17 protein-coding genes and 4 tRNA genes are annotated in these 20,468 nt (G+C 44.4%); 17 read left to right on the top strand and 4 right to left on the bottom strand.

The annotated features are described in order from the left end of the window. Positions 1 to 10: 10 nt before the first annotated feature. Positions 11 to 1,048 (bottom strand): type IV pilus twitching motility protein PilT, encoded by a 1,038-nt coding sequence (locus L9Q39_RS11520; RefSeq protein WP_237485192.1) that lies wholly within the window; start codon positions 1,046 to 1,048, stop codon positions 11 to 13. Between the two features lie 25 nt (positions 1,049 to 1,073). Between L9Q39_RS11520 and L9Q39_RS11515 the strand changes: the two genes are divergently transcribed. The 7 genes from L9Q39_RS11515 to hemW are packed head-to-tail and all read left to right on the top strand — an operon-like array spanning position 1,074 to position 5,756. Then, positions 1,074 to 1,784, top strand: a complete 711-nt coding sequence (locus L9Q39_RS11515) for a YggS family pyridoxal phosphate-dependent enzyme (RefSeq protein WP_237485191.1) — start codon at positions 1,074 to 1,076, stop codon at positions 1,782 to 1,784. 48 nt (positions 1,785 to 1,832) lie between these two features. After that, on the top strand, positions 1,833 to 2,651 hold the full coding sequence (proC, locus tag L9Q39_RS11510; protein ID WP_237485190.1) for a pyrroline-5-carboxylate reductase: 819 nt from the start codon (positions 1,833 to 1,835) through the stop codon (positions 2,649 to 2,651). 31 nt (positions 2,652 to 2,682) lie between these two features. After that, positions 2,683 to 3,240, top strand: a complete 558-nt coding sequence (locus L9Q39_RS11505; RefSeq protein ID WP_237485189.1) for a YggT family protein — start codon at positions 2,683 to 2,685, stop codon at positions 3,238 to 3,240. Continuing rightward, a complete protein-coding gene (gene yggU, locus L9Q39_RS11500) occupies positions 3,240 to 3,527 on the top strand; it encodes a DUF167 family protein YggU (RefSeq protein ID WP_237485188.1) in 288 nt (95 codons plus the stop codon). Before L9Q39_RS11505 ends, yggU begins: the two co-directional genes overlap by 1 nt. A 24-nt stretch (positions 3,528 to 3,551) precedes the next feature. Continuing rightward, a complete protein-coding gene (locus tag L9Q39_RS11495; RefSeq protein WP_237485569.1) occupies positions 3,552 to 3,980 on the top strand; it encodes a DUF4426 domain-containing protein in 429 nt (142 codons plus the stop codon). Between the two features lie 24 nt (positions 3,981 to 4,004). Continuing rightward, a complete protein-coding gene (locus L9Q39_RS11490; RefSeq protein WP_237485187.1) occupies positions 4,005 to 4,607 on the top strand; it encodes an XTP/dITP diphosphatase in 603 nt (200 codons plus the stop codon). 3 nt (positions 4,608 to 4,610) lie between these two features. Then, complete coding sequence (gene hemW, locus L9Q39_RS11485; RefSeq protein ID WP_237485186.1) at positions 4,611 to 5,756, top strand: radical SAM family heme chaperone HemW; 1,146 nt, start codon at positions 4,611 to 4,613, stop codon at positions 5,754 to 5,756. 78 nt (positions 5,757 to 5,834) lie between these two features. On the opposite strand, the gene glsB is transcribed toward hemW, so the two are convergent. Next, entirely contained in the window at positions 5,835 to 6,755 is a 921-nt protein-coding gene (glsB, locus tag L9Q39_RS11480) for a glutaminase B (RefSeq protein WP_237485185.1), read from the bottom strand. Positions 6,756 to 6,844: 89 nt separating this feature from the next. Further along, entirely contained in the window at positions 6,845 to 7,564 is a 720-nt protein-coding gene (trmB, locus tag L9Q39_RS11475) for a tRNA (guanosine(46)-N7)-methyltransferase TrmB (RefSeq protein ID WP_237485184.1), read from the bottom strand. 155 nt (positions 7,565 to 7,719) lie between these two features. Here trmB and mutY point away from each other — a divergent pair, with 155 nt between their 5' ends. The 7 genes from mutY (at position 7,720) to L9Q39_RS11440 (ending at position 10,765) form a co-directional block, all read left to right on the top strand. Then, positions 7,720 to 8,766: an A/G-specific adenine glycosylase gene (mutY, locus tag L9Q39_RS11470; protein ID WP_237485183.1), complete on the top strand. Its 1,047-nt coding sequence runs from the start codon at positions 7,720 to 7,722 to the stop codon at positions 8,764 to 8,766. Between the two features lie 14 nt (positions 8,767 to 8,780). After that, positions 8,781 to 9,053, top strand: coding sequence for an oxidative damage protection protein (locus tag L9Q39_RS11465; protein ID WP_237485182.1), 273 nt, complete (start codon positions 8,781 to 8,783; stop codon positions 9,051 to 9,053). 52 nt (positions 9,054 to 9,105) lie between these two features. Beyond that, positions 9,106 to 10,239 (top strand): membrane-bound lytic murein transglycosylase MltC, encoded by a 1,134-nt coding sequence (mltC, locus tag L9Q39_RS11460; protein WP_237485181.1) that lies wholly within the window; start codon positions 9,106 to 9,108, stop codon positions 10,237 to 10,239. A 103-nt stretch (positions 10,240 to 10,342) separates the two neighbouring features. Then, positions 10,343 to 10,418, top strand: a tRNA-Phe gene (locus L9Q39_RS11455). A 56-nt stretch (positions 10,419 to 10,474) separates the two neighbouring features. After that, positions 10,475 to 10,550: transfer RNA gene (locus L9Q39_RS11450), tRNA-Thr, on the top strand. 7 nt (positions 10,551 to 10,557) lie between these two features. Beyond that, positions 10,558 to 10,633, top strand: a tRNA-Phe gene (locus L9Q39_RS11445). 56 nt (positions 10,634 to 10,689) lie between these two features. After that, a tRNA-Asn gene (locus L9Q39_RS11440) sits at positions 10,690 to 10,765 on the top strand. A 108-nt stretch (positions 10,766 to 10,873) separates the two neighbouring features. Here the strand turns inward: L9Q39_RS11440 and L9Q39_RS11435 are convergent. Further along, a complete protein-coding gene (locus tag L9Q39_RS11435) occupies positions 10,874 to 12,148 on the bottom strand; it encodes a cation:proton antiporter (protein WP_237485180.1) in 1,275 nt (424 codons plus the stop codon). 294 nt (positions 12,149 to 12,442) lie between these two features. On the opposite strand from L9Q39_RS11435, the gene metH reads away from it, so the two are divergent. From metH to L9Q39_RS11420, 3 genes are all read left to right on the top strand, one after another. Continuing rightward, positions 12,443 to 16,120, top strand: coding sequence for a methionine synthase (gene metH, locus L9Q39_RS11430; protein ID WP_237485179.1), 3,678 nt, complete (start codon positions 12,443 to 12,445; stop codon positions 16,118 to 16,120). A gap of 199 nt (positions 16,121 to 16,319) precedes the next feature. Further along, a complete protein-coding gene (locus L9Q39_RS11425) occupies positions 16,320 to 17,564 on the top strand; it encodes an acyl-homoserine-lactone synthase (RefSeq protein ID WP_237485178.1) in 1,245 nt (414 codons plus the stop codon). Then, on the top strand, positions 17,557 to 20,463 hold the full coding sequence (locus L9Q39_RS11420) for a hybrid sensor histidine kinase/response regulator (protein ID WP_237485177.1): 2,907 nt from the start codon (positions 17,557 to 17,559) through the stop codon (positions 20,461 to 20,463). The genes L9Q39_RS11425 and L9Q39_RS11420 overlap by 8 nt, the downstream gene beginning before the upstream one ends. The last annotated feature ends 5 nt before the right edge of the window (positions 20,464 to 20,468 follow it).

Genomic DNA, 20,468 nt, shown 5'->3' with positions numbered 1-20,468 from the left:
TATACCGACTTTAGAATAACGCATTGTTCTGTTCGATTTTCTGGTTTACTTCTTCGAGATCGACAAGTCCTTGTGATAGCAATGTTTTGGCATGTTGCTCCATTGTTTGCATGCCATTGGCAGCACCGGTTTGTATGATGGAGTACATTTGAGCCACCTTGTCTTCTCGAATAAGGTTGCGTATCGCTGGCGTTGCTATCATGACTTCATGGCAAGCGACTCGCCCACCTCCAACCCGCTTAAGGAGCTTTTGTGCAATCACCGCTCTTAACGATTCAGAAAGCATGGAGCGAACCATCCCTTTATCCTGCCCCGGGAATACATCAATAATACGGTCAATCGTTTTAGCGGCTGAACTGGTGTGCAAGGTTCCAAACACAAGGTGCCCAGTTTCTGCTGCGGTAAGTGCTAGGCTAATAGTTTCTTGATCTCGTAACTCACCGACTAGAATAATATCTGGATCTTCGCGAAGTGCTGAACGGAGCGCATTTTGGAAACTGTGAGTATCACGATGCACTTCCCGTTGGTTAATCAGACACTTTTTATTGTGGTGAACGAATTCAATCGGATCTTCAATCGTTAGAATATGTTTGTTGTGGTGTTGGTTTATATGATCAACCATAGCCGCAAGGGTGGTTGATTTGCCTGAGCCCGTTGGACCGGTCACCAGAACTAACCCTCGTTCTAGATTAGCGATTTCAGTAAACTTGTCGGGTGCGTTGAGTTGTTCCAGTGATGGAATTTCCGTTGGGATAGTACGGAACACCGCTGAGCATCCTCTAGACTGATTAAATGCATTGACACGAAAGCGGCCAACATTAGGGACTTCAAATGAGAAGTCGGTTTCTAGGTGTTGTTCGTACTCGCTTCTCTGCTTATCTGTCATGATATCGAAGATCAATTTATGCACTTCGGAGTGGTCTAGCTCTGGAATGCCAAGCTTTCGGACTTCACCATCAATACGTACCATGGGAGATACGCCTGCGGAAAGGTGTAGATCTGATGCGTTATGCTTTACACTAAAGGCTAGTAACTCAGTGATATCCATTCATTTTCCTTTTGATTTATTCGCTATGACTCATATTCAACAAAATATACACCGAATTACCACTCAGATTACACAATTAGAACAAAAGTTTGCTCGACAGCAAGGTGAGGTTCAATTGTTGGCAGTGAGTAAAACCAAACCCATTGAGATGATCTTAGACGCTTATCAAGCGGATCAAAGAAGCTTTGGTGAAAACTACGTACAAGAGGGAGTCTCTAAAGTAGTTTGGTTTAATGCACATCATCCAGAAATGACCATTGATTGGCACTTTATTGGTCCTATTCAGTCAAACAAAACTCGCCAAGTCGCTGAACACTTTGATTGGGTGCATACCATAGATAGAAGTAAAACAGCTCAACGCTTAAATGACCAGCGCCCTGCTGATATGGCACCGCTGCAGGTATTGATTCAGGTGAATACGAGTGATGAAGAAAGTAAGTCAGGGGTGATGAAAGAGGAAGTATTTGAGTTGGCCCAATTGATTTCTTCATTACCAAACCTCACCTTAAGAGGTGTGATGTCGATTCCAGCGAATGTGAATGACTATGCGAGTCAATTGCAAGCATTCCAAGCTTTGCAGCAGATTAAGGCACAACTGGCTGATAAATACCCGAGCGTGGATACGCTTTCTATGGGGATGAGTGGTGATATGGAAGCGGCGATCGAAGCTGGTAGTACCATTGTTAGGATTGGTACTGCGATTTTTGGCGCCAGAGATTACGCAAACAAACAATAAACTCCCGATTAAAATAAGTATTGACGGCCTGCTAGATTAGGAACTTATATGGAACATAGAAAAATTGCTTTTATCGGAGCGGGTAATATGGCCCGTTCCATTATCGCGGGTTTGGTCGCGAGCGAGTACCCAGCGGAGGCTATCATTGCAACGGGACCAAATCAGGACAAAATTGACGTGCTTCATCAACAGTATGGCGTCAATGTTACCACGGACAATCTTGTCGCCGTGCAACAAGCTGATGTGGTGGTCTTAGCGGTAAAGCCGCAATTAATGGAACAGGTTATTTCTGAGTTGAAAGCCGTCGATGTTAGCAATAAATTGGTTATCTCTATTGCTGCCGGCATTGCAGTTGAGCGCTTAGAGCAGATGTTCGAATCTAAGCTAAACATTGTGCGTGTGATGCCTAATACTCCTTCTTTGGTCAGCCGAGGTATGAGCGGTCTATATGCTAAACCCCAACTGGCTGAAGTTGATAAGCAATTTGCCTCTCAATTAATGCAAGCTGTGGGTGAAACCTGTTGGGTAGAGCAAGAGTCTGGCATCAATAACATTATTGCCGCTGCGGGAAGCGCTCCAGCGTATTTTTTCTTGTTTATGGAAGCGATACAGCAAGAAGCCATTCGTAGTGGTTTTGATAAACAGACGGCACGATTGTTGGTGCAACAAACTGCGCTAGGTGCTGCTGAAATGGTGGTTGCCAATCCAGATATCGAGCTCGATACGTTGAGATCGCAAGTGACATCAAAAGGCGGCACGACCGCAGAAGCAATCCGTACCTTTGAAGAAAGCGATATCCGTGGCATTGTGGCAAGATCAATGCAGGCTGCGGTAAATCGAGCGCAAGAGATGGAAAAATTATTTTAGGGCAACAGTCATAAAACAATAAGGTTAATTTATGAACGCTATGAGCTTTTTGGTTTCAACCCTGTTCGACCTCTATATTATGGTCGTGATATTACGAATTTGGCTACAGGCTGCGAGAGCGGATTTCTACAACCCATTCTCGCAGTTTATCGTTAAATCGACTCAACCAATAGTTGGTCCGCTGAGACGTGTGATCCCGTCTATTGGCAGTATTGATGTCGCAACGCTTCTGTTCGCCTATGTGCTTTGTGTCGGCAAGTTTGTTGCGCTTTTTTTGATTGCTTCTGGCGGCAGCTTTACCTTCAGTGCAGACTTTTTATTCTTTGGACTTCTATCTTTGCTCAAGGCTGCCGGAGGCCTGTTATTCTGGGTACTTTTGATTCGTGCTATTTTAAGTTGGGTCAGCCAAGGTCGCAGCCCAATTGAATATGTGTTCCATCAGTTAACGGAACCTATGTTGGCACCAATACGACGCATACTCCCAGCAATGGGTGGCTTTGACCTAAGTGTGTTAGTGCTGTTTATTGTGCTGCAGTTTGCTAACTTTTTGATGGGTGACTTCGTAGGACCGATCTGGTTCCGTTTGTAATGGCAGCAGTGCTATTCGACGGTGATGATTTATTGCTGCGGGTGTACGTTCAACCCAAGGCAAGTCGGGATAAATTGGTAGGAGAACATGGTGAAGAGTTCAAGATCGCCATTACCGCGCCACCGATAGACGGAAAAGCGAATAGTCACCTAAGTAAGTTTCTCGCTAAGCAATTTAAAGTCCCAAAAGGACAAATTGTGATAGAAAAAGGAGAGTTGGGTCGGCATAAACTGATACGCGTCGTCGCGCCAGCGCTGATCCCAAACGAGTTTCGAGCCCTCTTATGAGGGCTTTTTTGAAGGAGAAGTATGATGTGTCGCTTATTGATAACATTCGCCTGCTTGTTGTGGTCCTTTGTCGCCACCGCAGAGCAATTCAAAGCCATAAAAGATATAGAAGCGCACTACGTAGTGTTTAACTCCACTTTTTTGACACCCAAGGTGGCAAGAGCCTACGATTTGAAACGTAATGAATACACCGCGATTGTCAATATTAGCTTGTTGGATCGTTTGAGTGTGGGTAAGCCAGTCTTAGCGGGCAAAGTCAAAGGCACTGCTATGAACCTTTTGGGGCAGAGCAAAGTGCTCGAATTTAGAGAAGTTCGTGAAGGCAATGCGATCTACTATTTAGCTCAGTTTTCCATTGTAAACCAAGAGCTATATCGCTTTACCATTGATGTCGATGCCGGAATCAAGGGCAAGGGTCAGATTAAATTTAACCAAACCCTGTATGCAGAATAGCAGGGCATAAGCAGAGATAAACAGATGAACAAGAAGATTGTGCTAGCCACGGGTAATCAAGGCAAAGTAAAAGAAATGGCAGATCTGCTGTCAGATTTTGGGTTTGAAGTAAATGCACAGAGCGAGTTTCAGGTTTCCGAAGTCGCAGAAACAGGCACAACCTTTATCGAGAACGCGATTATCAAAGCGAGACACGCGGCTCAGGCAACGGGCATGCCAGCGATTGCGGACGATTCAGGGCTCGAGGTTGATTATCTAAAAGGAGCGCCAGGCATTTACTCTGCGCGTTACTCCGGTGAGGGAGCGACCGACCAGCGCAACCTAGAAAAGTTACTTGCGAACATGCAAGGCGTCCCTGAAGAACAGAGAAGCGCTCGTTTTCATTGCGTATTAGTCTTGATGCGTCATGCTGACGATCCAACACCGATTGTTTGTCACGGTAAATGGGAAGGGCGTATCTTAACGGAAGCCAGTGGTGACAATGGCTTTGGGTATGATCCCATATTCTTTGTTCCTGAGGACAACTGCAGTTCCGCTCAACTAGAACCTGTGCGTAAAAAACAATTATCTCATCGCGGTAAAGCGCTTAAACAGCTTTTTGCGACAGTAGAGGCTCAAGGTCTGTAAGTTATGTTAATACCACCGCCACTAAGCTTATACATTCATATCCCTTGGTGTGTGCAGAAGTGCCCTTATTGCGACTTCAACTCTCATGCACAAAAAGGAGAGATCCCACAACAGGCCTATATTACAGCGCTTTTGGAAGATCTTGATCAAGATATTGAACACTTTGAACTCGATCAGAGTCGCTCTTTGCACTCTATTTTTATTGGTGGTGGCACGCCAAGTTTGATTGAGCCGGAATATATCGAACAGCTGTTAACGCAAGTCGCGCAGCGTATCCCTTTCCGTGAAGGGATTGAGATTACGATGGAAGCTAATCCAGGCACCATTGAAGCCAAACGCTTTGAAAAATATCGTCAAGTGGGTGTTACTCGTATCTCCATTGGTGTTCAGAGCTTTCAAGATGAGAAGCTATCTAGGCTAGGACGTATTCACGGCAAGAGCGAGGCAGTCGCTGCTGCCGAGTTGGCTCATATCATAGGGTTAAATAGCTTCAATTTAGACTTGATGCATGGACTACCCGATCAGTCAGTTGAAGACGCGCTTGGTGATTTACAGCGGGCTATCTCGTTGCAACCACCGCATTTGTCTTGGTATCAGTTGACGATTGAGCCTAACACGTTGTTCTACTCAAAGCCGCCAGTGCTGCCGGATGATGATGATTTGTGGGATATCTTCGAGCAAGGGCACAAGATGTTGCAGCAAGCAGGGTACGTGCAATACGAAACATCGGGTTACAGCAAACCGGAGTTTCAATGCCAACATAACCTCAACTATTGGCGTTTTGGCGACTACTTGGGGATTGGCTGTGGGGCGCATGGCAAGCTCAGTTTTGCAGATGGTCGTATTGTAAGAACAACCAAGGTTAAGCATCCTAGAGGTTATCTCAACATGCTTAAGCCGTACCTGAGTGATGACGTTGAGGTGGCAGAAGAAGATAGACCATTTGAGTTCTTTATGAACCGATTTAGACTACTAGAACCTTGTCCTAGAATCGAGTTTTCTCAGCGAACGGGTCTTGATGAAGGCTTCATTGCTGACAAAATTGAGTGGGCTATTAATAAAGGCTACATTGATCAGACCGTAAGTCATTGGCAGGTAACAGAGAAGGGACGTTTGTTTCTTAATGACTTACTTGAAGGGTTTATGTAAAAGAAAGGGTTTATGTAAAAGAAAGGGTTTATGTAAAAGAAAAGAGAGGCATCGCCTCTCTTCCACTTTGTGAGCTACCTAAAAGATCGAGCGACCAATACGCTCTGACAGCAACTCTAGTGCACGAGTACCAGCCAGAGAGTTGCCCGATTTATCCAATTCAGGAGACCAAACGGCGATAGTCATTTCCCCCGGTACGACAGCAATAATACCGCCACCTACCCCAGACTTACCTGGCATCCCGACGCGGTAAGCAAATTCACCAGCACCATCATAAAGACCACACGTTGCTAACAGTGAGTTTAATTGCTTGCTTTGTGTCGCGGTAACAACCTGTTTTTTTGTATGAACACACTGACCTTTGTTCGCGAGATAGCTAAAGGTTTTAGCCAAATCGACACAGTTCATCTTGAGCGCACACGCATGAAAATAGTTGTTCAGTACTGGAATGACATCATTATCGAAATTACCAAATGAACGCATAAGATAGGCAATCGCGGCATTGCGATCGCTGTGCATCATTTCTGACGCGGCGACGACTTTGTCGTAAACCACATGAGCATCACCGGACAACTGACGTACAAACTCTAACAAGCGCTGCCTTGGGGCGGACAGTCGGCTTTGTAGTAAGTCTGCAACGACGATAGCACCCGCATTGATAAACGGATTGCGAGGAATACCTTGTTCCATCTCCAACTGGATCATGGAGTTAAAGGCTTGCCCTGATGGTTCCTTACCGACACGTTTCCAGATCTCCTCGGGCTTGTAGAGCATCATCGCCAAAGTAAGACTTAAAGCTTTTGAGATCGACTGAATAGAGAAAGCCTCTTGAGCATCTCCAGCGGTAATGATCTCACCTTCATTGGTGTAGACAGCGATGCCCAGCTTATTGTTTGGCACTCTAGCCAATGCCGGGATATAGTCGGCAACTTTTCCTTGTCCCAAAAGCTCAGAGGCTTCGGCAAGGATTTGTGACAAGATCGATTGTGTTGGTTTCATAGTTCGATTTCTCCCAACGATAGCGCTAAAAAAAGCCAACATAACGTTGGCTTAATATCATCCGCTTAGTTTTAACTATAGCTAAAAAGTTAAGCGGTTCTGCGGTATTTGATGTCCCATACACCGTGACCTAATCTATGACCACGAGCTTCAAATTTGGTCAGAGGGCGGTCTTCTGGACGAGGAATAAAGTCGCCTTGCTCGGCAATATTGCTATAGCCCGGAGCTTGGTTCATCACCTCAATCATATGTTCAGCATAGTTTTCCCAGTCTGTTGCCATATGGAAAATACCCGAATCAAGGTTCAGCTTGCTTCTTACCATCTCTGCAAAGTCTAATTGAACAATGCGGCGCTTGTGGTGGCGTTTCTTGTGCCATGGGTCAGGGAAGAAGAGTTGAACTGCACTTAGGCTACCTTCAGGGATCATGTTGGCGAACACTTCTACGGCATCGTGGCACATGACTCTTAGATTGGTAACACCAGCATCGCGCGCCGCTGACAGACAAGCACCCACACCTGGGCTGTGTACTTCAATACCGATGAAGTTTTTCTCAGGCGCATTTTTAGCCATTTCAACTAATGAGGCACCCATACCGAAGCCAATTTCTAGAACAACCGGGTTGTTGTTGCCAAACACTTGCTCCCAATCTAGCAGTGACGCTTGATAGTCGATACCCATCGTTGGCCAACACGCTTCCATTGCCAACTCTTGGCCTTTGGTTAGTCGTCCTTCACGACGAACAAAACTGCGCACTTTGCGGATCAGTTTGCCATCTTCTGTGTATTCGTTTGTGGTCACTTCACTCATGGGATGTTTGCCTGTTCAATCAATAATCAGAGCGGGAATTATCCAAAGAATTCGCCGTCAAGCAAGCATTATTCGATAAGAAATTCACGCAGTTTTACTTCTTTTACTAAGTGTGGTGCAATTTGCGGCAAATTATAAGATAAATGAGACGAATAGTGACGCCTTTTGCACGCTCAATATTGGATTGGTACCAATTGTACGGTCGGAAAGAGTTGCCTTGGCAACAAGATAAGACCGCCTACAAGGTATGGCTATCAGAGATTATGCTTCAGCAAACACAGGTAGCAACGGTGATTCCATATTATCATCGCTTCTTGGAACATTTCCCAACTGTTGAATCCTTAGCAAACGCACCGCAAGATGAGGTGCTACATCTTTGGACAGGGTTGGGTTACTACGCTCGAGCAAGAAACTTACATAAAGCTGCAAAGGTAGTAGTCGAGCAGTATGCTGGTGAATTCCCGCAAGATCTTGAGCAGATGGTTTCGCTACCGGGTGTTGGACGCTCGACGGGAGCGGCGGTGTTATCGTCGGTTTACAAGCTTCCTATGACGATCTTAGATGGTAATGTAAAGCGCACTCTAGCACGATGCTTTGCCGTTGAAGGTTGGCCGGGGCAAAAGAAGGTAGAGAACCAATTGTGGTCCATTGCTGAGCAACATACTCCTAATGAAGATACAGACCAATACAACCAAGCTATGATGGACATGGGGGCGATGGTTTGCACGCGCAGTAAACCTAAATGCTCACTGTGCCCGGTATCAGATTTGTGTGTCGCGAATAAACAAGGTAATCCATTAGACTATCCGGGTAAAAAGCCTAAGAAGCAGAAACCAGAAAAAGAGACCTGGTTTGTGATCATCAAATACCAACAGCAGGTATTCTTGGCTCAACGTCCACCGACGGGAATTTGGGGGGGCTTATTTTGCTTTCCTGAGAGTGCATCATCGGATATTTCGTCTTCACTGGCCGACTTGGGAGTGCGGGAACAAGATATTTGCTCACAACAGATTGGGATCGCATTTCGTCATACTTTTAGCCATTACCATTTAGATATCACACCGTTTGTCGTGACTGTCGACAGACAACCCACAATGGTAATGGAACAGTCGAAAGGTCTTTGGTATAACATTAACCAACCCGATAAGGTAGGCTTAGCTGCTCCAGTAAAACAGCTAATCGACACCTTAACACGTGAATAATTGAGGATAACATTATGAGCCGTATGGTTTTTTGCGCTCGACTTCAGAAAGAAGCAGAAGGTCTAGACTTCCAACTTTACCCTGGCGATTTGGGTAAGCGTATTTTTGACAATATTTGTAAGGAAGCTTGGGGACAATGGCAGGCTAAGCAAACCATGCTGATCAATGAGAAAAAACTCAACATGATGGATCCTGAGCACCGCAAGCTACTTGAGACCGAGATGGTAAACTTCTTGTTCGAAGGCAAAGATGTTGTCATTGATGGCTATACGCCACCGTCAGAATAATTGATTTGGAATCGTCAAACACCACCGTAAGGTGGTGTTTTTAATGCTGTCTATGAAAAAAATAATTTACTTTTTGTTGCCCATTTTACTATTGGGCTGTAGTCGAGAGTTTATTGAAGGCATCTATGATGTGAATTATGAACCGACTAACCGTTTTGCTAAAAACCTGGCGGAGCTCCCCGGTCAATATGTCAAAGATACTGCGGCACTGGATGCGTTGATCAATAGTTTCAGTGGCAATATTGAAAAACGGTGGGGTAGTCGAGAGGTTAAGTTTGCAGGCAAGAGCAACTATGTCAAATACATAGACAACTATCTGAGTCGTGCTGAGGTTAACTTTAGTTCGGGCTTGATAACGATTGAAACGGTATCGCCAACAGAGCCAGAAAAGCACCTAAAAGCGGCCATCATCACAACGTTACTGACACCTGATGACCCTTCAAGTGTGGACTTATTTTCTTCTAAAGAGATTAAGTTGGAGGGGCAGCCGTTCCTATATAATCAAGTTGTAGACCAGGAAAAAAAGCCGATCCAGTGGTCTTGGCGCGCCAGTCGCTTTGCTGACTACCTGATTGCGAATAAGATCAAAACCAAGAAAGTGGATTATAAACAGGCCTACTATGTTGAAATCCCGCTGGTGGCGGATCACTTTCAACAGCGCAGTTACCAATACTCAGATATTGTTCGACGCGCTTCACAGCGTTACGATATTCCTGAAGATCTAATCTATGCCATCATCAAAACGGAAAGCAGTTTTAACCCTTATGCAGTGAGTTGGGCTAATGCGTATGGTCTAATGCAAGTTGTACCGAAAACGGCCGGCAGAGACGTGTTTAAGCTCGTCAAGAATCGCTCTGGGGAGCCTACGCCTGAGTATCTGTTTAATCCTGAGCAAAATATTGATACTGGTACAGCGTATTTCTATATCCTTAAAAATCGCTACCTGAAAGAGGTGAGTCATCCTCTCTCGTTAGAGTACAGCATGATTTCTGCCTACAACGGTGGCTCGGGTGGGGTGCTAAAAACTTTCCACTCGGACAGAAAGCGAGCGATGCGAGATCTTAACTCGCTACAACCGAGTCAAGTCTATTGGGCGTTAACAAAAAAACATCCAAATTCGGAAGCGCGTAGATACCTAGAAAAAGTAACAAAATTCAAAAAAGATTTTAACGCCGGCAAGGGCTAATAAGTGAATTTGCCGAAAAATACAGCACTTGCACGTTTTTTTGAATTTTTTTTTAAAAACAAGTTGACGGGAGGACGGAAAATCCGTTTAATAGCGCTCCGTTGCCCGGATAGCTCAGTCGGTAGAGCAGAGGATTGAAAATCCTCGTGTCGGTGGTTCGATTCCGCCTCCGGGCACCACAATTTAGATTGTTGGTGCTTTGAAAAACAAGTAGCAGCGATAAAGCATTTAGTGTGCCGACTTAGCTCAGTAGGTAGAGCAACTGACTTGTAATCAGTAGGTCACCAGTTCGATTCCGGTAGTCGGCACCATTAATTTGCCTCGATAGCTCAGTCGGTAGAGCAGAGGATTGAAAATCCTCGTGTCGGTGGTTCGATTCCGCCTCGAGGCACCATTATTTGGTGCTAAACACAATAGATTGCCGTAAGGCATTGTGTTGACACAAATAATTCCCCCTTAGTTCAGTTGGTAGAACGGCGGACTGTTAATCCGTATGTCGCAGGTTCGAGTCCCGCAGGGGGAGCCACTTTAGAAAAGCCTCATCGAAAGATGAGGCTTTTTGCTTTCTAGCGTTTGGAGATTCCTAGCGTCTAGCGATTTCTAACGTTTGTTCATTTCATCTGCCATCTGCACATCAATCTTTCTCAGCCTGTTTAGCTCGTTCAATGAGAGGAGTAATCGTTGAGCCCTGAATGAGGATAGAGAAGACAACCACTGAGTAGGTCATCACCAAAATGATCTCTTTGACATCGATGAGCTTCTCTTCAATGACCCAGATACCGGAAGGGATAGAGAGCGCCATTGCCATTGCTAAGCCGCCTCTAAGTCCACCCCAAGTTAGAATTTTTATTGACCAAGGGTTATAGCTTCGATAACGCTCAAAGCCTTGATAAGCGAGTTTGACGCTAAGGTATCGAGCGACCAGTACTAATGGAATAGAAAAGGCCATCAATACAAAGTCCTCTTTATGGAACTGAAACAGTAGCATTGACATACCGATAAGTAAAAATAGGATGCTGTTGAGAAACTCATCGACAAGTTCCCAAAAATGGTCGAGATGATATTCCGACTCCTTGGTAAATCCTCGTTCACGAGTCCAGTTACCGACCATAATGCCAGACACGACCATAGCGAGAGGTCCTGACACTTCTAATACTTCAGCAAGTGCGTAACCTGCGGTAGGTATCGCAGTGGTAAAAAGCAGTGCCATGGTGGAATCATCCGTCGCACTAATCAGAGAGTGGAAAAATATCCCAAGCACCAGACCATATAAAATACCGCCACCTGTTTCTTGTAAAAACAGCAATGCCACAGTGCTTGCATTAGGTAGTTCGGTGCCAAAGGCGATAGAGAACAGGGTAATGAAGATCACTAAACCGAAACCATCATTAAATAAAGACTCGCCTTCTATTTGAGTAGAAATACGCTTTGGGGCGTGCAGTTTTTTTACAATGGCCAATACAGCGATGGGATCGGTAGGAGAGATCAGGGCGCCAAACAACAAGCAGTAAATCAGGTCAAACTTGATACCAATGACGAAGCAGAAACCATAGAGACCAAAGCCAATAAAAAAGGTAGAAAATAGAGTAGCGCCTAATGCTAAGACGGTGATCTCCCATTTTTGGTCTTTTAAGTTCGGTAATTTAATACCTAACCCGCCACCAAACAGCAAAAAGGCTAAGATCCCTTGCAATAAAAAGTCTTCAAAGTCGATTTCAGTCATGACCTTGGTGGCGAGTTGTGTCAATTGAAACCAATCATTTTGACCAGCAATTAAAATCAGTAGAGACAGCAGCATAGATCCTGCCGTAATTGCTATGGTGGTCTGCATTTTTCCCACCTTATGGTTGATGAAAGCGATCAGCATGGCTGCTGCGGACAGAAAACAGAAAGTTTGATATACGGTCATTTTTTTACCCAGCTTTAACTTGTCTTAGTTTGGCTTTGATTGCAGTTAAGTCGAGCCACCTCTGTCATTAAGATTAGTGCTGTTTACCCAAAACTGTTTATTACCCAAGCTGTTTATTTTTGTTGTTCATTGCTTTGCACCGTAAAGGTGTGTCGATAACAGAAACACTTGCTCTAGTTTGGTGGGTTGGTTACTGTGAAGCGCTAAGGAAGCAATCAAAAAGTATTTTAGACGTCTAGATTTCTAAAATATCTGTGATACGATGACAAAATCATCATGGAACGAGGCAGTATCGTGGCAAGTAATAAAAGACAGCAGGTTGAAGCTCAATTGAAACAACGCATTCTTCTGATTGACGGAGGAATGGGCACAATGATTCAAGATTATAAATTGGAAGAGCAGGACTATCGAGGTGAGCGATTTGCTGACTGGCATAGTGACTTGAAAGGAAATAACGATCTTTTAGTGCTGACTCAACCAGAGTTGATCCATAACATCCATAACGCTTACCTCGAAGCCGGTGCGGATATTCTTGAAACTAATACCTTCAACGCTACCACGATTGCGATGGCTGACTATGACATGGAGTCTTTGAGTGCTGAGATTAACTACCAAGCGGCTAAGCTTGCTAAAGCAGCAGCTGATGAGTGGACAGCAAAGACACCAGAGAAACCACGTTATGTTGCGGGTGTTTTAGGTCCCACCAACCGCACTTGCTCAATTTCTCCAGATGTGAATGATCCAGGCTACCGTAACGTCTCTTTTGATGAACTGGTTACCGCTTACTCTGAATCGACTCGTGAGCTTATTCGTGGCGGCTCCGATCTTATCCTAATTGAAACCATTTTCGATACCTTGAATGCCAAGGCGTGTGCATTTGCGGTTGAAACCGTGTTTGAGGAATTAGGTATCACGCTCCCCGTGATGATTTCAGGCACGATTACCGATGCTTCTGGTCGCACATTATCAGGACAGACAACAGAAGCATTCTATAACGCGCTTAGACACATCAATCCAATATCCTTTGGTTTAAACTGCGCATTGGGTCCTGATGAATTGCGCCAATATGTGGCAGAGTTATCACGCATTAGCGAGAGCTTTGTCTCTGCGCACCCTAATGCGGGGCTTCCCAATGCATTTGGTGAATATGACCTATCTCCAGAGGATATGGCACAACACATTGCTGAGTGGGCACAAAGTGGTTTCCTGAACCTTGTCGGTGGCTGTTGCGGTACAACGCCAGAACATATTCGCCAAATGGCGCGAGCGGTTGAGGGAGTGAAACCGCGTTCACTGCCTGAGATACCGGTAGCGTGTCGGTTATCGGGTCTGGAACCACTCACGATTGAAAAAGAGAGCCTATTCATCAATGTCGGTGAGCGAACTAATGTTACCGGCTCTGCCCGCTTTAAACGCTTAATCAAAGAAGAGTTATACGATGAAGCGTTAGAGGTGGCTCGTCAGCAAGTTGAAAATGGTGCCCAGATCATCGATATCAACATGGATGAAGGCATGCTTGATGCTGAAGCTTGTATGGTGCGCTTCTTAAAACTGTGCGCTTCTGAGCCAGAAATTTCCAAAGTGCCTATCATGGTGGATTCTTCTAAATGGGAAGTGATGGAGGCGGGCTTAAAGTGTATCCAAGGCAAGGGGATCGTTAACTCTATCTCGCTCAAAGAGGGCAAAGAGAAGTTTGTTGAGCAGGCTAAGTTAATTCGTCGCTACGGTGCAGCCGTGATTGTGATGGCTTTCGATGAACTTGGTCAGGCTGAAACCAGAGGGCGCAAGTTAGAGATTTGTAGCAAGGCGTATCGAATTCTTGTCGACGAAGTCGGTTTCCCACCAGAAGATATTATTTTTGACCCCAACATTTTTGCAGTCGCCACGGGTATTGATGAGCACAATAATTACGCCGTCGACTTTATTGAGGCTGTGGCTGATATCAAGCGAGATTTACCTCATGCCATGATTTCTGGTGGTGTGTCCAACGTCTCATTCTCGTTCCGCGGTAATAACTATGTGCGTGAAGCTATCCACGCGGTATTCCTCTATCACTGTTTTAAAAACGGCATGGATATGGGGATCGTGAATGCGGGTCAGTTGGAGGTTTACGACAATGTGCCGACGGAACTAAGAGAAGCGGTTGAAGATGTGGTGTTAAACCGTCGAGATGATGGCACGGAACGCTTGCTCGATATTGCGGCGCAGTATGCGAATAAGGGCGTCGGCAAAGAGGATGATGCTTCCGCTTTAGAGTGGCGTACTTGGCCGGTTGCCAAACGCCTTGAGCATGCACTCGTTAAAGGGATTACAGAGTACATTGTTGAGGACACAGAAGAGGCTCGCCTGCAAGCTTCTAAGCCTTTAGAGGTGATTGAAGGACCTCTAATGGATGGTATGAATGTGGTGGGGGATCTGTTTGGTGAAGGGAAAATGTTCCTGCCACAGGTGGTTAAATCCGCGCGAGTGATGAAACAAGCCGTTGCTCATTTAGAGCCATTTATTAACGCTGGAAAAGAAGCGGGCAGATCTAACGGTAAAATTCTATTAGCCACCGTGAAAGGAGATGTTCACGATATCGGTAAGAACATTGTCGGTGTGGTTCTGCAGTGCAATAATTTTGAGATTATAGACCTAGGAGTAATGGTTCCTTGCGAGACTATTCTTAAAGTCGCCAAAGAAGAAAACGTCGATATCATCGGTCTTTCAGGCTTAATCACCCCTTCTCTTGATGAAATGGTACATGTGGCAAAAGAGATGGAACGCCAAGGTTTTGATGTTCCATTATTAATCGGTGGCGCAACCACTTCAAAAGCCCACACCGCGGTTAAAATTGAGCAAAACTATCGCGAGCCAGTGGTGTACGTGAACAACGCATCACGCGCAGTAGGGGTTTGTACTTCCTTGTTATCCAATGAGTTGAAGCCCGCTTTTACCGAGAAGCTCGATCTTGATTATGAACGCGTACGAGATCAGCATAATCGCAAGAAACCACGTACTAAACCGGTCACCTTGGAGCAGGCTCGCGCCAATAAAGTCGCCATTGATTGGCAAACCTACACGCCGCCTGTACCGGTCAAACCTGGAGTACATGTGTTTGAGAATTTCGACGTAGCAACGCTAAGAGGCTATATCGATTGGACGCCATTCTTTATGACGTGGTCGCTGGTGGGCAAATTCCCCGCTATTTTTGAGCATGAAGAAGTGGGTGAGGAGGCTAAGCGTCTCTATCAAGATGCCAATGAGTTACTCGATCGGGTAGAAAGAGAAGGCTTGCTTAAGGCAAGCGGCATGGCGGCGCTTTTCCCTGCAGCGTCTGTCGGCGATGATATTGAGGTCTACACCGATGAATCGCGAACTCAAGTTCGTAAGGTGCTTCATAACTTACGTCAACAGACTGAGAAACCTAAAGGGTATAACTATTGTCTTTCTGACTATATTGCGCCTAAAGAGAGTGGCAAAGCCGATTGGATTGGTGCATTTGCCGTGACCGGTGGGATTGGAGAACGAGAGTTAGCGGATGAATATAAAGCGCAGGGTGATGACTACAATGCCATTATGATTCAAGCGGTAGCGGATAGATTAGCCGAAGCTTTTGCCGAATATCTTCACGAAAAAATGAGAAAAGAAATCTGGGGTTATTCGTCAGACGAATCACTGAACAATGAGGAACTGATTCGAGAGAAGTATCAAGGGATCCGTCCAGCACCGGGTTATCCGGCTTGTCCTGAGCATACTGAAAAAGGCGCACTGTGGGACATCTTAGAAGTAGAGCAGACGATAGGCATGTCTCTAACAACGAGCTATGCGATGTGGCCGGGAGCCGCTGTATCAGGCTGGTATTTCTCCCATCCAGACTCTCGCTATTTTGCCATTGCGCAGATCCAAGAAGATCAGTTGCAGAGTTATGCGGATCGTAAAGGTTGGGATCGTCTTGAAGCTGAGAAGTGGTTAGGTCCCAATATTAGCTAAAATTTTTTGATAGCATAAAATGTTTAACGCCCTTGTTTGTGAAAGCAAACAAGGGCTTTTTATATTAATTATGATCTCAAATTTAAAATAATGTGGTGTGTACCTTGGTGGCTGACTCTCATGTTGATATAAGCCTCAATGTGAAACTTGTTGTCTAGTTTACGCTGACTCTTTTCAACCATAGAAAGAGAGGCTAGCGATGAACAACGCCAAGCAAATTTTAAAGCAAATACAGCAACTTCCTTTACACCCTCAATGCTTAGAGGAGAGAGAGCATTTTTTATCACTGATACATCAATACATACAAGCGTCTGGTGATTCCGATGTATTTGCCAAGATAGTCGATTATCGAGCTTTTGAAATCCGAGAATTGGCCAATGATGACGACAATACTGATAACTTGAAGCACACTTTCACCTGCTCTACCGCTAAGTACCTTATCTCCCACTCCTCACTACCCACCTTTCCCGTTCATTACTCCCATATTGAATGTCTTGCCAATGTGTATTTCGACCACATTCTTGATTGTTGGGCTGAATACCTTGTATTTTCAATCCACTATCGAGCTAAGAACATGGATGAAGCCGTCGCTGAATACAATGAATCAATAGTAGATAGTGATGACCATTATCATAGCGAGGTTGTTGATGATATTTCTCTGGATGAGCGACGGTTTTTGACCTGTTTTTCTAATCAACTACTTAGCCTTTCTGACGCCAATGTTTTGATAAATATAGAAACATTCATCAAGCGTGAGGGGTGGTATGAGATGTTGTACGATATGGAGATCTCAGCCAGAGGTGAGCACTTTATTTTATATCAAAAAGTGGCCGAAACCATGCTAATATGCAGTAGTGTGAATATTAGGCGTTGGGGGAATAAGCAGACTTGGCTGGCTTTTTCTCCCTTTTTTCAAAGCGCCAAATGGAGCATGAAGCTTGATGAAAATAAACTGCGCAGTTTGGAGTTTTTTGGCTTGTTGGGTTCTGGTTCGTCCAATGATTTGAGTATGGATTCGATCGATAAGTTTGATAGAAGTCTAATACAGAGCATTAGTAATCAAGATGCCATGTGTGAAGTGATAAGATTAGCGATAGCCGCACCGGCTAGAAAATTAAACCAGCTGTTGTTCGAAATGACCAAGGCACTAATGATAGCGTTAGACCAACTTGGATTTCAGGCGGTTTATATCATTACAGAGCAGCCTGCTATTAGGTACTTTTTTGAATCAGTCAATAACGCATATGCTGATGTTAGCCCTTATGTGTCTGTGTGCGAATTCAAAGTGTCTGAATATGCGCCAGTGACAGAGCAGGGCATTTACTTTAGTCATCCTATGAGTCAAGCAATATCTCAGTGCGATTACAAAGGTTATTACCAAAGAGTGTTATCGGTGCGAAAGCAGATGAAATTAAATACAAGGAATATGTTGGCGGATGAATAGTAGGGTGATGGATGCCTTTTCTCATTTTTCGGGTGTCTTTCTCATTTTGGTTGCTTTGGCGCTGTTATTTTGGCTGCCGTATTTGCGTTATGCATTTTCGGCTAGCCAAGTAAAAAGTCGTCAAATCACCCATCGATTTTACTACTGTTACACGGTATCCATAGCAATATGGATACTTTCCAATGCTTACTTCCAAAGTGACTTGTTGGTTAATCATTCAGAGCAGGTGGCCATTTCGATGGCCATCATAGCGAATTTATTCTGCTTCTTTGCTTTGTTATTTGGTTATCTTTTTTCTGCCAGCCTCAGAGAAACTGAAAGTGATGTCGCTATTGGGGATTGGCAAAAGATACTCTCAGTGATTCTTATTAGTCTGGCGTTAATTCTCAATTTAACACCAGGGCTCACTGTTCATGCTGTTGATATTATATCGGCAGGCAACTTCGTGATTGAGTTTGGTCCCTATAATGGGTTGTTTTTCTTATCTGCTCCAATTCTTATTTCTCTCACGCTGATTAACTTCTTCACACTGAGACAAAAGGGGCAGTTGTTACTGCGCCAGAAGTCATCTTATATGATCGCGGGTGTACTGATTTTTATGAGTTCGACGCTGGTCGTTTTGGTCGTAATTCCTGTTGTATTCCATAACTTTGCTTTCGTCTGGTTACCGCCAGCTCTATCTGTCACTCAGGCGTTATTTATTGGCTATGCTTTGCGCAATACCGTCTTTTTCAGCTTCCGCTATTTGGCTGTGTTTGTATTGAGTCGAGTTCTGAATGGTTTGTTATACCTACTGCCGATTTTCTTTATTGCTAAAACCAGCATTGATAACAGTTACCTGGTGTTCTTTTGTTTGTGGACTTTAGTGACCGGTATTGCGTGGCATCACACAGCCAAGTTGAGCAATCTGTTACTCGGACATGTTGTGTACTTTGGGCAAGCGAATAAAGTTCAACAGATACATGAATTGGTGGATATTTTCCAGTTCTCTACCGAGCAAGGGATTATAGAGCTAGAGAAAATATTAGCACGGGGTTCAATAAAGATTGAGCGTGCAAACAATAGTTACGTTCAGCAATTAGTCCCCTATTTTAATGGTCCCAACAGTGTGTTGATCAAGGCTGAGATTGAATACAAACTGACACACATAGATTACCAACTGCAGCATGAGACGTTACAGCAGTTGCTGCAATTAATGAATGCAAGGAAGTTGTGTTTATTGCTGCCAATGTATGATGAAAACGGTGGTTTAAGTCATATTTTGATGGTGGAACAACAGGATGAATTAGAACGATTAACCTCGGTTGAGGAAGTTCAAGCTTTGCAACTGCTGTTCAAGAAAGCCCGTTATTTTATTGCAGCGCAAGATCAGGTGAATAAATCCAAAGGGTTGGTGGGTTCTATGGCCCATGAGATTCGTAATCCTCTGAGCAAATTGAGTTATCACTTCGAACGCATGAATAAAAGTATACTCTCATCCCCCAGTTCATCATCGATGAAGTTGGTCTACGATGAGTTGTTCGAAAGTAAAAAAGCGGTATTACTTGGTGCTAAATTCATTGAAGCCATACTGAGTGAGGCCAATGGTGATGGCATCAATAGCGAGCAATTTGAATACTACTCTTTGGCAAAAGAGACACTGAAAGCTATTGATGAATTCAGTTTTGACTCGCCGATTTATCGTCAGAGAGTTAGCTGCAATTTTGAAGCGGATTTTGTGTTTAAAGGTAATGATACCTTTTACTGTTTTGTGATTTTTAATTTACTTAAAAATGCCTCTCACTATTTTTCCAGTCATCCAGACAGCAGGATCACCGTGAGCACACACAGCGGTGAGGACTTTAACCGATTAGAGGTGTTGGATACGGGACCGGGTATTGCTGCGGAATACCTAGCGAACATATTTGATGACTATTTTACGCATGGTAAGCCTCAGGGAAGCGGGTTAGGTTTAGCTTATTGTAAGAAAGTCATTGAATCCTTTGGTGGAATGATCCGTTGTGAGAGTGAAGTCGGTCGATACAGTAAGTTTATTATTGAACTGCCTGATGTTGAGCAGCAATGGTTTGAGTCTAAGGCGTTTGAAGTCACACAGCAGCAAATGTCATGTAAGATTTTGATCGTTGGTGACTATCAATCTTATTCTGAGTTGCGGCATTACCTGCAGCCTATGCAGGGTATTGAGACTTACTGGCAGCAAAGCGTCAGTTCTATCCCTATCGAGTTGTTTGATACGGACTTTAGACTCATTTTGATTGCGGGTGATTCCTTAGCCGGCTCAATTAGCGAAGCCAATCAGATCAAGAGTGGGGCGCTAGGTCAGAAAGCACAAACTAAGCCATTGCTCTTTGTTGCCAACAGCCAAGATGAACAGCCAATTATCAGTAGTGAAGATAGGTATGTATTCCATGCAGAGATCTACACGGGAGGAAATCAGGTTGTTTTCTTAAACGAACTGGTGAAAGTGATTGCGCATCCATCGTTTAATGACGCCGGAAAGCTAGTCGGTAAACGAGTATTGGTGGTGGATGACATGGTCTCGAATCAGATGTTGGTGCAAACCTATTTATCGCAAGAGCAAGTGAAAGTTGATTTTGCAAGCAGTGGTATGGAGGCGGTAGAAAAGGCTCATGCCAACCAATATGACGCGATACTGATGGATACTCGAATGCCGCCGGGTATTGATGGGATTGAAGCTACACGTTTGATTCGCCTCTTTAATTCAGATGTGCCTATTTTGTCTCTTTCTGGTGAATCAATACCAGAAATTAAGTTACAAATAAAAGCGAGTATGAACGACTATTTGGATAAACCAGTAGACAAAAAACAGCTGGTAGAGAAGTTAGTAAAATGGAGCACACAAAGGCATGCTCCATTGGGACTGGATCGTAAGATGTAAGTGAC

It is taken from the genome of Vibrio hippocampi (assembly GCF_921292975.1).
In the GTDB taxonomy this organism is placed as follows: domain Bacteria; phylum Pseudomonadota; class Gammaproteobacteria; order Enterobacterales; family Vibrionaceae; genus Vibrio; species Vibrio hippocampi.
The sequence above is the reverse complement of the archived record's forward strand: the minus strand, read 5'-3'. Positions and strand labels throughout refer to the sequence as shown.

Coding starts and splice junctions, on each gene's coding strand:
- L9Q39_RS11425 (WP_237485178.1), top strand. CDS start 16,320: ATGAACAACGCCAAGCAAATTTTAAAGCAAATACAGCAACTTCCTTTA.
- glsB (WP_237485185.1), bottom strand. CDS start 6,755: ATGAAACCAACACAATCGATCTTGTCACAAATCCTTGCCGAAGCCTCT.
- L9Q39_RS11520 (WP_237485192.1), bottom strand. CDS start 1,048: ATGGATATCACTGAGTTACTAGCCTTTAGTGTAAAGCATAACGCATCA.
- trmB (WP_237485184.1), bottom strand. CDS start 7,564: ATGAGTGAAGTGACCACAAACGAATACACAGAAGATGGCAAACTGATC.
- L9Q39_RS11495 (WP_237485569.1), top strand. CDS start 3,552: ATGTGTCGCTTATTGATAACATTCGCCTGCTTGTTGTGGTCCTTTGTC.
- L9Q39_RS11420 (WP_237485177.1), top strand. CDS start 17,557: ATGAATAGTAGGGTGATGGATGCCTTTTCTCATTTTTCGGGTGTCTTT.
- proC (WP_237485190.1), top strand. CDS start 1,833: ATGGAACATAGAAAAATTGCTTTTATCGGAGCGGGTAATATGGCCCGT.
- hemW (WP_237485186.1), top strand. CDS start 4,611: ATGTTAATACCACCGCCACTAAGCTTATACATTCATATCCCTTGGTGT.
- L9Q39_RS11490 (WP_237485187.1), top strand. CDS start 4,005: ATGAACAAGAAGATTGTGCTAGCCACGGGTAATCAAGGCAAAGTAAAA.
- yggU (WP_237485188.1), top strand. CDS start 3,240: ATGGCAGCAGTGCTATTCGACGGTGATGATTTATTGCTGCGGGTGTAC.
- L9Q39_RS11515 (WP_237485191.1), top strand. CDS start 1,074: ATGACTCATATTCAACAAAATATACACCGAATTACCACTCAGATTACA.
- L9Q39_RS11435 (WP_237485180.1), bottom strand. CDS start 12,148: ATGACCGTATATCAAACTTTCTGTTTTCTGTCCGCAGCAGCCATGCTG.
- L9Q39_RS11465 (WP_237485182.1), top strand. CDS start 8,781: ATGAGCCGTATGGTTTTTTGCGCTCGACTTCAGAAAGAAGCAGAAGGT.
- mltC (WP_237485181.1), top strand. CDS start 9,106: ATGAAAAAAATAATTTACTTTTTGTTGCCCATTTTACTATTGGGCTGT.
- L9Q39_RS11505 (WP_237485189.1), top strand. CDS start 2,683: ATGAACGCTATGAGCTTTTTGGTTTCAACCCTGTTCGACCTCTATATT.